14 protein-coding genes are annotated in these 12145 nt (G+C 72.7%); 4 read left to right on the plus strand and 10 right to left on the minus strand.

Annotated features, from left to right (window positions below):
- Position 1: 1 nt before the first annotated feature.
- From ASG05_RS05325 to ASG05_RS05335, 3 genes are all read right to left on the minus strand, one after another.
- Entirely contained in the window at positions 2-442 is a 441-nt protein-coding gene (locus ASG05_RS05325) for an OsmC family peroxiredoxin (protein ID WP_056258068.1), read from the minus strand.
- A 66-nt stretch (positions 443-508) separates the two neighbouring features.
- Complete coding sequence (locus tag ASG05_RS05330) at positions 509-1039, minus strand: MarR family winged helix-turn-helix transcriptional regulator (RefSeq protein WP_056258070.1); 531 nt, start codon at positions 1037-1039, stop codon at positions 509-511.
- A 111-nt stretch (positions 1040-1150) separates the two neighbouring features.
- Complete coding sequence (locus tag ASG05_RS05335; RefSeq protein ID WP_235491394.1) at positions 1151-1705, minus strand: CGNR zinc finger domain-containing protein; 555 nt, start codon at positions 1703-1705, stop codon at positions 1151-1153.
- A 92-nt stretch (positions 1706-1797) separates the two neighbouring features.
- Between ASG05_RS05335 and ASG05_RS05340 the strand changes: the two genes are divergently transcribed.
- From ASG05_RS05340 to ASG05_RS05350, 3 genes are all read left to right on the plus strand, one after another.
- Positions 1798-2841 (plus strand): DMT family transporter, encoded by a 1044-nt coding sequence (locus ASG05_RS05340; RefSeq protein ID WP_369814035.1) that lies wholly within the window; start codon positions 1798-1800, stop codon positions 2839-2841.
- Complete coding sequence (locus tag ASG05_RS05345; protein WP_056258073.1) at positions 2841-3524, plus strand: hypothetical protein; 684 nt, start codon at positions 2841-2843, stop codon at positions 3522-3524. The genes ASG05_RS05340 and ASG05_RS05345 overlap by 1 nt, the downstream gene beginning before the upstream one ends.
- A 96-nt stretch (positions 3525-3620) precedes the next feature.
- Positions 3621-5180, plus strand: a complete 1560-nt coding sequence (locus ASG05_RS05350; RefSeq protein WP_056258076.1) for a serine hydrolase — start codon at positions 3621-3623, stop codon at positions 5178-5180.
- Positions 5181-5335: 155 nt separating this feature from the next.
- Here ASG05_RS05350 and ASG05_RS05355 read toward each other — a convergent pair whose 3' ends face one another.
- The 7 genes from ASG05_RS05355 to ASG05_RS05385 all read right to left on the minus strand — a co-directional run bounded on the left by ASG05_RS05355 (position 5336) and on the right by ASG05_RS05385 (position 11369).
- The gene (locus ASG05_RS05355) at positions 5336-5905 is read right to left on the minus strand and encodes a manganese efflux pump MntP family protein (protein WP_056258078.1); all 570 of its coding nucleotides are present in this window, start codon (positions 5903-5905) and stop codon (positions 5336-5338) included.
- Positions 5906-6377: 472 nt separating this feature from the next.
- On the minus strand, positions 6378-7307 hold the full coding sequence (locus tag ASG05_RS05360) for an acetamidase/formamidase family protein (protein ID WP_056258081.1): 930 nt from the start codon (positions 7305-7307) through the stop codon (positions 6378-6380).
- 236 nt (positions 7308-7543) lie between these two features.
- On the minus strand, positions 7544-8161 hold the full coding sequence (locus ASG05_RS05365) for a hypothetical protein (RefSeq protein ID WP_056258083.1): 618 nt from the start codon (positions 8159-8161) through the stop codon (positions 7544-7546).
- Positions 8162-8246: 85 nt separating this feature from the next.
- Positions 8247-9548: a Y-family DNA polymerase gene (locus tag ASG05_RS05370; RefSeq protein WP_056258086.1), complete on the minus strand. Its 1302-nt coding sequence runs from the start codon at positions 9546-9548 to the stop codon at positions 8247-8249.
- A complete protein-coding gene (locus ASG05_RS05375) occupies positions 9541-9972 on the minus strand; it encodes a LexA family transcriptional regulator (RefSeq protein WP_056258088.1) in 432 nt (143 codons plus the stop codon). The genes ASG05_RS05370 and ASG05_RS05375 overlap by 8 nt, the downstream gene beginning before the upstream one ends.
- A 165-nt stretch (positions 9973-10137) precedes the next feature.
- Positions 10138-11175 (minus strand): DUF2254 domain-containing protein, encoded by a 1038-nt coding sequence (locus ASG05_RS05380; protein WP_082486384.1) that lies wholly within the window; start codon positions 11173-11175, stop codon positions 10138-10140.
- Positions 11169-11369 carry a hypothetical protein gene (locus ASG05_RS05385; protein ID WP_056258093.1) on the minus strand — a complete coding sequence of 67 codons (201 nt, stop codon included), beginning with the start codon at positions 11367-11369 and terminating at the stop codon, positions 11169-11171. Before ASG05_RS05385 ends, ASG05_RS05380 begins: the two co-directional genes overlap by 7 nt.
- Positions 11370-11468: 99 nt before the next feature.
- On the opposite strand from ASG05_RS05385, the gene ASG05_RS05390 reads away from it, so the two are divergent.
- Entirely contained in the window at positions 11469-11939 is a 471-nt protein-coding gene (locus ASG05_RS05390) for a GNAT family N-acetyltransferase (protein WP_056258537.1), read from the plus strand.
- Positions 11940-12145: the final 206 nt, after the last annotated feature.

Consider the following 12145-nt stretch of genomic DNA (forward strand, 5'->3'; position numbering starts at 1 on the left):
CCTACGCCTCGAGCGCGGCGTCGAGGGTGATCTCGACGCCCGTGAGGGCCTTCGAGACCGGGCACGTCTCCTTGGCGTTCTGGGCGGCCTCGAGGAAGGCGGCCTCGTCGATGCCCGAGACCTCGCCGCGGACGGTGAGGGCGATGCCGGTGAGCTTGAAGCCGCCGGCCGAGTCCGGGCCGAGCGAGACGTCGGCCTTGACGTCGAGGGCCTCGACGGTGCCGCCGGCCTGGCCGAGGACGGCCGAGAACTGCATGGCGTAGCAGGCCGAGTGGGCCGCGGCGAGCAGCTCTTCGGGGCTGGTCGAACCGTTGGCGTCGTCGGCGGCGCGCTTCGGGAACGAGACGTCGTAGGTGCCGAGCTTCGAGCTCGAGAGCTCGACCTGGCCTTCACCGGTCTCGAGGCTGCCGTTCCAGGCGGTGCGTGAGGTGCGAGTGGGCATGGAGTGCTCTCTTTCGTGGGGTCGGTGCCGAGGGGCACCGGACGGGGTGGAGGGGGATCTGGTGGGTCAGTGGTGCGGGTCTGCGGCGGCCGGCGTGGCGGCGGAGGCCGGGGTGGCGGCGGAGGCGGTCACGGCGGCGGTGTTGGCCCGGACGGCGGCGGCGAGCGCGGCGATGTCGGCCCGCAGCGTCTGGAGGTCGGTCAGCTCGAGCCCCGTCGCGCCGCAGATCTGGTCGGCGAAACCGGCGGCCTGCTCGCGGAGCGCGGTGCCGGAATCGGTCAGGGCGACGTCGACCGAACGCTCGTCGGCGGCCGACCGGGTGCGCGTCAGCAGACCGTGGGCCTCGAGCCGCTTGAGCAGCGGCGACAGCGTGCCCGACTCGAGCTGCAGTTGCTGGCCGAGCTCGGAGACGGTGGTCGGACCGCCCTGCCAGAGGACGAGCAACACGAGGTACTGCGGGTAGGTCAGGCCGAGCGGGGTGAGCAGGTCGCGGTAGCGGGCCGTGACCGCCCGCGACGCGTTGTAGAGCGCGAAGCAGATCTGCTCGTCGAGCACGGGCGTCGGGCCCGGGGTCGTCGTCGCGGCTGCTGCGGTCATGTCGAGGACAGTAGCACGTCGTGCGCGACCAAGTTGTGCGCAACTCGTTTGGGGGACATCGAGCTCGCACCTCGACGCGCCGCGTCGGTCGTCGTCAGCCCGACGCTCGGGTCAGTCGGCGTCGGCCCGGCGCTCTCGGAAGGCGATCATGTTGACCCGGTTGCCGCAGCGCACGCTGCAGAACCGCTTGGAGCCGTTGCGCGACAGGTCGACGAAGACGCCCTCGCAGTCGTCGGCGGCACAGGCCCGCAACCGCCCGGTCTCGTCGGTGCGGATCACGTCGACCAGCGCGAGCGCCGACTCGACGCGGATGCGATCGGCCAGGGGCGCGTCGTCGCTCGTCGCGTGCAGGTGCCAGTCGAGTGCGTCGTGCCGCACGAGACGGGGGGACGAGACGCTGTCGGCCAGCATCCGGTTCACCTCGCCGGCCAGGAGGTCGCGTTCGAGCGTCCAGATGCGACGCAGCTCGGCCCGGACGCCCTGCACCGCGGCCAGCTCGGCGTCGTCGCGGTCGAAGCGGCCCGAGAAGGCGAACACGTCGAGCAGGGCCGTGAGCTCGGCCCGGGTCGACAACTCGTCGTCGCCGGATCGACTCGCCCCGGCACCCGTGTTGACCAGGGCGACGTTGAACTCGAGGACGTCTTCGGTGTCAGGGGCGAAATGCAAGTTGACTCCTTGTTTGGGGCGGTCGTACGCTCGCGTCAGAGACGGCGCGTCACCAGCCATTGTGCACGACGGCCCTGACAGGAGGACACCCCGTGAGCACTGGTGCGATCACCACCCCGCCGTCGACGACACCCATCGCCGCGGGCCGCCCGGCCTCGACCACCGCGGGCCTGCTCGTCGCCCTGGTCGCGGCCGCCTCGTTCGGCTTCTCGGGCCCCTTCGTCAAGCCGCTGCTCGAGTCGGGCTGGAGCCCGGTCGCCGCCGTCACCGTCAGAGCCCTCATCGGCGGGGTGGTGCTCGCCCCCGTCGCCCTGTTCGCCCTGCGGGGCCGGCTCGGTCCGGTCTGGCGAGCCCGGTGGCGGGTGCTCGGCATGGCCGTGGTCGGCGTCGCCGGCACGCAGGTCTTCTACTTCGCCGCGGTCGTCCGCATCCCGGTCGGCACGGCGATCCTGGTCGAGTACCTCGCCCCGCTGCTGCTCGTCGGGGTGGCCTGGGTGACCACGCGGCGCGTGCCGCAGGCCGTCGTGCTCGTGGGCTCCGTGATCGCCTTCGCGGGCCTCCTGCTGGTCGTCGCCCCGAGCGGGGGCGTGGCCCTCGACCCTGTCGGCCTGGCACTCGCCGGGGCGGCCATGGTGTGCTGCGCGGCCTACTTCGTGCTCGCCGCGCGCCCGAGCGGCGAGCTGCCGCCGGTCGCCCTCGCGGCGTCGGGCCTGCTGGTCGGGTCCGGCCTGCTCGGCCTGCTCGGGCTCACCGGCCTCGTGCCGTTCACGACGTCGGCGGCCGACGTGCCCCTCTTCGACGCGGTCGTGCCGTGGTGGGTGCCGATGCTCGTCGTCGGCGTCATCGCCACCGCGCTCGCCTACGCCACGAGCATCACGGCCAGCAGCATGCTCGGCTCGCGCCTGGCGTCGTTCGTCGGCCTGCTCGAGGTCGCGGCGGCCGCCCTCTACGCCTGGCTGCTGCTCGACGAGGCCCTCACCCCGCTGCAGCTCGGCGGCGGGCTGCTGATCGTGGTCGGCATCGGCTTCGTCCGCGCCGAGCGCACCCGCGAGGCCGAGGTCGTGGCCGACGCGGTGCCGACGGCGACCCTCGGCGACGCGACGGTCACCGACGGCCGCGGTGCGACCATGGGGTGATGGACTTCGCCGAGAGCGCCGACCTGCACGCCCTGCCCCGCCCGCGGACCGCCGTCGAGGTCGCCGCGACGTTCGGTCGACCCGTCTTCACCTTCGTCGACCAGCCGCGCCTGGGCCTCACCCAGCCCAGCACGATCGCGCACGACGACGTCCTGCACGCCGTCGCCCTGAACTACGTGTTCGTCGCCGATCCGTCCGAGCCCGACGCTCCGTCGAACCTGGTCGAGGGCGTCGCCGAGATCGACGCCCACCTGGCGAACGCCCTGGCAGCCGGACAACCGGACTGGTTCGTGGCCGGACTTCGGGCGTTCCGGCACCCGTTGCTCTGGGAGGCGGTGGTCACCACGACCGCGCCCGCCGACCCGGAACCGCCGGCCGTACCCGTCACCGTGGCCGATCACCTCGCCCGGCACGTCAACCACGTCCTGATCAACACCGCCGAGGGACGGAGCCGCCGACCCGACGGCGCCGTGCCCGTGCTGGACGCCCCCGTGACGGCTCGCCATGCCCAGCCGGGCGCAGTGCTCGTCGTCGACGACGTCGAACGCGACGCCGTGCTGATCGACACCGACCCCGACGTCGTGGGCTGGGGCGCCGAGGTCGACGGCTCGATCGTGCTCGTGGTGCTGCCGCGGGACCGGGTGCCTCTGGTCGACCTGCGGTTGACGTCCCTCGCGACCTGACCCGCGCCTCCTCGGTTCTCCCCCGTCGGCTCCGCAGGTGCCCTGACCACCCCTGGTCGGACCCGACCTGCCGAGGAGCGGGCATAGGGTCGGGGCGTGACCTCGACGACGCTGCCGCGCAGCACGCCCTCTGCCCAGAACGTCGACGCGGCGGGAGTCTCCGCCTTCGTCGACGCCCTCGAGTCCACCGCCGGGGTCGAGCCGCACAGCATCATGCTGCTGCGCCACGGGCACGTCGTCGCCGAGGGTTGGTGGGCTCCGTACTCGGCCGGCCGGGTGCACCTGCTCTACTCGCTGAGCAAGAGCTTCACCTCGTCGGCGGTGGGCTTCGCCGTGGCGGAGGGCCTGATGGGTCTCGACGACACCGTGCTCAGCCACTTCCCCGAACTCGACGCCGAGGTCACCGACCCGCGCAGCCGGTCGATGCGCGTCCGACACGTGCTGGCGATGGCCAGCGGGCACCGGGCCGAGACGCTCGACCGGGCGCTGGCCATCGACCCCGTCGACGTGGTCCGCGGCTTCCTGCTCACCCCGCCCGACGAGGAACCCGGCACCGTCTTCGCCTACAACCAGCCCTGCACGTTCAGCGTGGGCGCAATCGTGCAGCGGGTCACCGGGCAGTCGCTCACCGAGTACCTGCGCCCGCGCCTGCTCGACCCGCTCGGCATCGGCGAGGTCGGTTGGCAGCGCGACGAGTCGGGTCGCGAGCTCGGCTACAGCGGGCTGCACGCCACCACCCACGCGATCGCCGCCCTCGGGCAGCTCTACCTGCAGCAGGGCGAGTGGGACGGCGTCCAGCTGCTGCCGCGCGAGTGGGTCGCCGAGGCCACCCGCGCTCACGTCTCGAACGCCGGGGAGGCGAACCCGGACTGGGCCCAGGGCTACGGGTTCCAGTTCTGGATCGCCCGTCACGGCTACCGCGGCGACGGCGCCTACGGGCAGTTCGCCGTCGTGCTGCCCGAGCACGACGTCGTCCTCGCGCTCACCGGCCAGTCCCTCGACATGCAGGCCGTGCTCGACGCCGCCTGGACGCACCTGCTGCCGGCGTTCGGGGCGGGTGCTGTCGCCGACGCCGACGCCGACGCCCTGAGGGTGGGCGATGCGGGCACCGCGGGTGCCGCCGGTGCCGACGCCGCCTTGGCGGCCCGCCTGGCCGACCTCACCCTGCCCGGGGTCGCCGGGCCGGCCGAGCACGATGCCGCACCCGTCCGCCCGTCCGCCGAGGAGGCGCCGGTCGCCGACCAGCACTCCCCCGGCACCGAGCGACTCGTCTCGTTCACCGCGGCCGACGGCAACGACCAGCCCGGCCTCACCGTGGTCGAACTCCGCTCCTCGGCCGACGCCGCGACCACGCTCACCCTCGTCGAGGCCGACGACCGGCTCGTGGCCCGGATCGAGGCCGAGGACTGGGTCGTCACCGCCGACGGCTCCGGCGCCCGTGCCGGCGACGGCTCCGGCTCCGGCACCGCCGGCACGCCTGTCGCCACGAGCGCGACCCGCTCGGCCGACCTCCTGCACGTGGACGTCGTCTTCGTCGAGACGCCGCACCGCCTGCACCTGACGCTCGACGAGGCCGACGGCACCTTCACCGCCCTGTGGGAGACCCAGCCGCTGCACGCCCCCGCACTGGCGCAGCTGCGGATGCCGCGCTACTGACGCACCTGCGGAAGGTAAGCGACCGGCCCGGCCCGCGCCTCCTGCGTGATCGTGTCGCCACGTGCGGCGATGAACCCCCGACACGAAGACGAACCCCGATCTCTCGGGGTTCGTCTTCGCGTTCGGGGTTCGTCCGCGATCCTGTACGTGGCGGATCAGCCGAGGACACCCGTGTGCTCGAGCACGATGTTCACGCCGATCAGGATGAGGATCACTCCACCGGCGATCTCGGCCGGCTTGCCGAACGTCGCGCCCACCCGGCGACCGACGAGCACGCCCACGAAGGTCAGCACGGCCGTGGTGACTCCGATCAGCAGGATCGCCCAACCGATCGAGACCGGCAGGAACGCCAGGGTCACGCCGACCGCGAGGGCATCGATGCTCGTCGCGACGGCGAGCACGGCCAGTTCGCGCAGGGGGAGTCGGTCGGTGTCCTTCTCGTCGTCCTGGTGTGACGAGAACGCCTCGTAGAGCATCTTGCCGCCGATCAGGGCGAGCAGGCCGAACGCGACCCAGTGGTCGAAGGGCGCGATGTACTGCGCGAAGGTCGAGCCCAGCAACCAGCCGAGCAGAGGCATCAGCGCCTGGAACGCGCCGAAGGTGACGGCGATGACGAGCGCGTGCCGCAGGTTGAAGCGCGTCATGTGCAGGCCCTTGCCGAGGGCGACGGCGAAGGCGTCGGCGGAGACGCCGAGCGCGATGAGGAAGAGGGCCCAGAACGACATGGGGGCAGCGCCTTTCGAGACGGTCGGGTGGAGACGCCGGTGTCTCGGAACCTGACGATCCTGCCATGCCGAGCGCGCCTCCTCGACCGGAAAAGTGCTGATCAGAGGTATTCGGGGCGCCGAATTCGGAGTGTCGGCCCACCGTCGGACGTGGCGTCGCGACCCGAACCGCCGCGGGGCCGCCCCGGCCACCCCCTGCATCGGCGCTCGACGATTTGCCTAGGCAGAGGTTCAGCGCCGGACGCGAGGGTGCGCCGCGCGGACCGAGTCTGTCACCCCCTGCACCGGCGGTCGGCGATTTGCCTAGGCGGGGGTTCAGCGCCGGACGCGAGGGTGCGCCGCGCGGACCGCGTCTGTCACCCCCTGCACCGGCGATCGACGATTTGCCTAGGCAGGGGTTCAGCGCCGGACGGAGGGGTGCGGCGCGGGGGTGCGAGCAGGGCGAGGGTGCGGGCAGGAGGCGCGGTTCGGGTCAGGCGGGGACGAGCACGTCGCGGGGCAACACGGCGTGGACGCCCCACGTGCGGTTCGCGACCTGCGTGACCCGCAGGTCGACGACCGTGCTGGCGAAGGCCAGCGACGTGGCCGCGTCGAGCGAGTACAGCTGCTGCATCCACTCGACCATCGCGGCGAGGGCGTCACCGCCGGCGACGTTGAGGTCGGCGTCGAAGCCGAACGTGATGCGGGCCTCGGGGGTCTCGGCGTGGATCGTCGCGAGCGGGCGGTCGGTGGCCAGGCCGACCCGCGCCTCCGTCGTCATGCCGGTCTCGATCGCGGTGCCGCCGACCTCGCCGTCGCCCTGCGCCGCGTGGCCGTCGCCGAGGTAGAGCAGGGCGTCGTCGACCGCGACGGGCAACCACAGGGTGGTGCCCGCGACGAGGTCGCGGCAGTCGATGTTGCCACCCACGGAGGCGCGGGGCGGGATGGTCGAGTGCTCTCCGGCCTCGGCCGGTGCCAGTCCCATGACGCCGAGGAACGGCGCGATCGGGCGACGGAGGCCCCGGCTCTCGGTGGCGGTGCCGGCCTCGCGGTCGATGCTCCAGAGCAGCCAGGCCGCGTCGGCGTCGACGAGGCCGAGGTGGCGCGTGACGGGGGTGTCGGCGGCCGCGGCGACCGTGAACCCCCAGTCGTCGGGCGTGAGAGAGAGCAGGTCGAGCTGCAGCATGTCGCCTGGTCGGGCGCCCCGGACGGCGATCGGGCCGGTCAGGGCGTGGCCGCGGCGGGTCGGGAAGAGGTACGGGGTGACCTCGCCGGGCACGGTCTGCGGCTCGAGGTGGCCGGACGCGTCGAGCGACCGGACGACGACCGTGTCGCCGGGGTCGATCGTCAGCACGGGAGCGTGGTCGCGCGAGAAGACCTCGGCGGCGGTGTCGGTGCGGGGGTCGAGGCGGTGGGTCGTCATCGTCCGAGCGTAGGCCGCTCGCCCGCACCCACCGCGGACGCCGCCCGCCCAGGCTCGATCGGTACGATGGGGGTCTGTCGTGCCGACACCCCGCCGCACCCGATCAGAGAGAGACCGACGCCCCCATGGTCCTGTTCTTCCACGTCCTCATCATCGCCATCACCGTCGTCGGCGCCGGGCTGATCGCGGCCGCGTTCGTCGGGCTCGCCACCTCGAAGTAAGGCTCGGCAGGCGGCCTATCGGCGAGGTGCGGTCAGGACGTTCCGGCCGTCCGCCCCGAACCGGACCGTCACCCGGCCTGCGGTCAGTTCGAGTCGGTACCCACCGAACTCGGCCTGCGGGTCGACCACGCCGTCGTCGGGGTCGATCTCGCGGCCGGTCGCGCCGGGAACGGGCGTGAAGAGCCAGCCGTCCCGGTAGCCGAGCACGGCGCCCAGACCGGCCAGCGACTGGTGTTCGGCCACCATGACCGTTCGTCCGTCCACCGTGCCCACGTCGACGTACCTCACGAAGCCCAGTGCGCCGAGCCAGGCGACCACGCAGAGTCCGAGGCCGACGACCACCGCGAGGAGCGACGCGGCGGACCGCACGAGGATCTGCGGCCAGAAGCCCGACCGACGGGTGAGCCACCAGGCGAGGCCGACGATCAGGACGATCAGGGCGACACCCGCGACGAGCGCGGCCACCACGGCGAGCGTCGTGCCCCCCAGGGCTCCCACGACGAGTGCGCGGCCCTCGCTCGCGGCGCGCTGGGCGAGGACGATCATGACGACCGACACCAGCAGGACTGCTGCCGAGGAGCCGAGCACGACCCGCGTGGCGGTCGTGGCGGTCGTGGCGGTCGTGGCGGTCATCAGCCCAGCATGGTGCGTCGCGTGGGGCGTGACGGCGATCTCGTCCGCGAGAGGGACACGGATCGACCTCGCGACCGAGAGCCGGCTACCGCGCCTTCACGGTCGCCAGTTCGTCCCAGTGGGTGGTGGCGCGGGGCGAGACCATGTCGCGCTTCATCGACCAGCCGCGGCGGTGGCGGAGGCCGGCGATGCCGAGACCCAGCGTGTCTTCGCCGAACTTGCCCGCGATGCGGTCGATGACCGCGCCGTAGGCGGGCGGTGTCGCGTCGCCCTCGCCGAAGACGTCGAGGCTGGCGTGCTCGTCGCGCGGGGTGAGCTCCATGAGGGTGACGCCGGCCCGGACGTAGCGCTTGCCGGCTTCGAGCTGCGGACCGAGGGCGGCGATGGCCGACCGATAGAGCAGGGCGGCATCGTCGGTGGGCTCGGGGAACGCGACCGACACGGAGTGGTTCGTGTGGGCGGCGCTGTCGGAGAACGGCGACGTCGCCGTGAAGCACCGCATGAGGCGCGTCAGCGAGCCCTGCTTCCGCAAGCGCGCCGCGGCCCGCTGCGTGTAGACCGACAGCACCTCTTCGAGTTCGGTCACCGTCGTGATCGGCACGGCGAACGACCGCGAGTGGTAGATCTGCTCGCGCTCGGGCTGCACCTGCTCGATCGGCAGGCAGTCGACCCCGCGCAGCTCGTGCACCACGCGGGCCTGCACGACGCCGAAGCGCGTGCGGATGCGGGCGGCGTCGGCGTCGCGCAGGTCGGCCGCGGTGTGGATGCCGAGGGGCGCGAGCTTCTTCGCCGTGCGACGGCCGATGCCCCAGACGTCGCCGACGTCGACGCTCGCCAGGATGGCGGTCTGCCGGTCGGGGGCGTAGCTGCCCAGGTGGCAGACGCCGGCCAGGGCGGCGTTCTGCTTCGAGCCGCGGTTGGCGAGCTTCGCCAGGGTCTTGGTCGACGCGATGCCGATGCTGACCGGCAGGCCGATGAGCTTGCGCATCGCCCGACGGATCTCGCGGGCCTGCGCGATCGTCTCGTCGAGCGTGCCGGTCAGCTCGATGAAGGACTCGTCGATCGAGTAGACCTCTTGGTCGCTCGTGTACCGGCTGAGGATCTCGGCCGACCGGGCCGACATGTCGCCGTAGAGCTCGTAGTTGCTCGAGACCGCGACGACGCCCTGCATCGCCGCGATCGGGGCGATGCTGTGCCACGGTGCCGCCATGTCGACGTTCAGGGCCTTCGCCTCTTGCGAGCGCGCGATGACGCAGCCGTCGTTGTTCGACAGGACGACCACCGGCTTGCCCTCGAGCGACGGGTCGAACACCCGCTCGCACGAGACGTAGAAGTTGTTGGCGTCGACGATCGCGATGCTGCGCTCGGACGTCGTGGACCTAGACACGGTGCAGGCACCTCGTCACGACGCCCCAGATCGTGGCCTCGTCGAGTTCGGAGAGCACGATCTCGGGGTAGGCCGGGTTCTCGGGGCTCAGCACCATCTGCCCCTGCCGGTACGACAGGCGCTTGACCGTCAGCTCGGCGTTGACGACGGCGACGACCACGCTGCCGTCGTGGGCGTCGAGCCCGCGGTCGACGACGAGCTCGTCGCCGTCGAAGATGCCCGCACCGGTCATGCTGTCGCCGCTCACCCGCACGAGGAACGTCGCCGTCGGGTCGCGCATCAGGTGCTGGTTGAGGTCGACGGGCCCGTTGTAGTAGCCCTGGGCCGGCGACGGGAAGCCCGCGTGGACGGCCTCGGAGGCCTGCTGCGGCAGCAGGTGGTCGGGGCGTTCGTCGCCGCCGACGGGACCGACGACGACGGTCACGGCGTGACCTCGCACCCGGTCGTGAGGACGCGGCGAGCCGAGGGGTCGACGAGGAGGCGCGCGCCGGTTCGCGCCGTCAGCTGCCGGTGGTCTCTCATCACGCCTCCCACCGAGGACGCTACGTCACACCACCGACACCGGGGCCGGGGCCGAGGCCCGTGGGTCTCACGAGGCGAGCGCACCCCGGACGGCCCTCTCGTGGTCGGCCAGCCGGCCGGCCCGGGCAGGGCCCGCCGCGTCGTCGAGCCGGGCGATGAGGCGCAGCGCCGCCGCGAGCACGGCGGGCTGGTCGAGCGCGTAGGTGCGGACGGTGTCGAACAGCGAGTCGACGAGCTCGTCCACCGACGGCCACGAGACGAGGACGGCCGGGGCGCCGTCGTCGTCGAGCAGGGCGGTGACCGGCTCGCCGCGGCGCCACAGCGGCACGAGCACACCGGCCGACATGTCGAGCGCGCTGACGGCCGTGTAGGGGTCGTTGCTGCCCGACGCCAGGCCGCGCACGGCGATCTCGACGAGCTGCTGCAGGGCGAACTCGACGTCCTGGTGCGGCGTCCGGGCGGCTCCGAGCGTGACGGCGCGGCGGAGCTCGCGGACCGCGTCCGCCGCCAGGGAGGCGCTGGTCACGACGAGCGGGTCGCCCACGATCACGTACCGGCCGGGCATCGCGACGACCTCGACGACGACGCCGTCGCGGACGGCCGCGCGGCGGAGCGCCTCCCACGCGACCGCCTGCACGTAGCCGTCGGCGTCGGCCCGGACGACCGCGCCGTCGGCCGGGACGGAACCGTCGTCCGAGAGGCCGGCCCGCGCCTCCTGGTCGACGTCGTCGCCCGGGCTCGTCGGGTAGACGAGCGCGGCGACGGCCCGCAGGTCGTCGAGCACCCGCGCCTGCAGCGAGGTGATCTGCACCGACCCCGCGATGTGGTGGATGAAGAAGACCAGCACCCCGACGTCGAACACGCTGAGCAGCACGGCGACGTGCACGGCGATCACCGGGACGAAGGCGCTCGTGTCGTCGACCTCGGTGTGGACGGTGCGCATCACGACGATGCAGTAGAGGAAGGTCGAGGTGAACGTGGCGAGCACGAACTGGTTGGCCCGGTCGGCCATGAAGTTGCGGACCAGGCGCGGGCCGTAGGTCGACGAGGTCGTGGCGAGCACCGAGATCGTGATCGAGAACGACGTGCCGGCCACCGTCAGCATCGAGGTGCCGATGCCCGACAGCAGCGAGCGACCCCGGAGGCGCTGAGGGCACCCAGCAGCGGCAGGCCCTCGGTCAGCGACGTGGGCAGGGTGCGGTCGACGGTGACGAGCACCTCGGCCAGCACGATCGCCACGATCCCGAACACGGCGGGCAAGAACCAGAACGACTCCCGCACGCGGGTCAACGACAGCATGCCGCCGAGCGTAGACGGTGCGTCACGCCGCGATCCGCCCCGGGGGCGCCCGGCGTGACCACGAGCGACGGTCCCTGTCGGTCGGAGAGGATGGAGCACATGAGCTGGACGATCACCCCGACCCCCTTCGACCACCCCGACGCCGAGGCCCTCCGCCGCGCGCAACGAGCCGAGCTCGACGCCCGCTACGGCAGCGACGACCACGAGCCCGGCACGCCGCCGTCCGCGGCGGACGTCCCCGTGTTCGTCGTCGCCCGATCGGACGACGGCCGCCCGGTCGCCTGCGGAGGCCTGCGACCGCTGGCGGACGCGGTGGTCGGCCCGGACACGGTCGAGGTCAAGCGGATGTACGTCGACCCCGACGCGCGGGGGTCGGGGGTGGCGACGGAGGTGCTGCGCCGCCTCGAGGACGAGGCTCGTGCCCTGGGCGCCCGACGGGTCGTCCTCGAGACGGGCACCCTGCAGCCGGACGCCATCCGCTTCTACGAACGCGAGGGCTACGAGAGCATCCCCCTCTTCGGCTCGTACGTCGGGTCGGCCGAGTCGGTCTGCTTCGCCCGGGACGTCTGAACCCCAGGAGGCGCGGTGCGGGTCCTCGAGACCGGCACCGCGCCTCCTGTGCGTGCGGCCTGCGTGCGCCTTCCGCTTGAGGCCCGTGGGGCTGGCCCTCGTTCGGGGGTGAAGATCACGAGCGGGTAACGAACGTGGACTTCACCCATCGGTTCGGGTCGTGGTGGCGAACCCTGTACATCCCCACCGGGACCAACAGACAAGGA

This window comes from Frigoribacterium sp. Leaf186 (assembly GCF_001423905.1).
In the GTDB taxonomy this organism is placed as follows: Bacteria; Actinomycetota; Actinomycetes; order Actinomycetales; family Microbacteriaceae; genus Frigoribacterium.

Bases quoted from the DNA above. Each gene is read 5' to 3' on its own strand.
- ASG05_RS05355 (WP_056258078.1), bottom strand. From the start codon at position 5,905: ATGTCGTTCTGGGCCCTCTTCCTCATCGCGCTCGGCGTCTCCGCCGAC.
- ASG05_RS05380 (WP_082486384.1), bottom strand. From the start codon at position 11,175: ATGCTGACGGTGGCCGGCACGTCGTTCTCGATCACGATCTCGGTGCTC.
- ASG05_RS05365 (WP_056258083.1), bottom strand. From the start codon at position 8,161: ATGACCGCCACGACCGCCACGACCGCCACGACCGCCACGCGGGTCGTG.
- ASG05_RS05325 (WP_056258068.1), bottom strand. From the start codon at position 442: ATGCCCACTCGCACCTCACGCACCGCCTGGAACGGCAGCCTCGAGACC.
- ASG05_RS05330 (WP_056258070.1), bottom strand. From the start codon at position 1,039: ATGACCGCAGCAGCCGCGACGACGACCCCGGGCCCGACGCCCGTGCTC.
- ASG05_RS05385 (WP_056258093.1), bottom strand. From the start codon at position 11,369: ATGCTGTCGTTGACCCGCGTGCGGGAGTCGTTCTGGTTCTTGCCCGCC.
- ASG05_RS05345 (WP_056258073.1), top strand. From the start codon at position 2,841: ATGGACTTCGCCGAGAGCGCCGACCTGCACGCCCTGCCCCGCCCGCGG.
- ASG05_RS05390 (WP_056258537.1), top strand. From the start codon at position 11,469: ATGAGCTGGACGATCACCCCGACCCCCTTCGACCACCCCGACGCCGAG.
- ASG05_RS05360 (WP_056258081.1), bottom strand. From the start codon at position 7,307: ATGACGACCCACCGCCTCGACCCCCGCACCGACACCGCCGCCGAGGTC.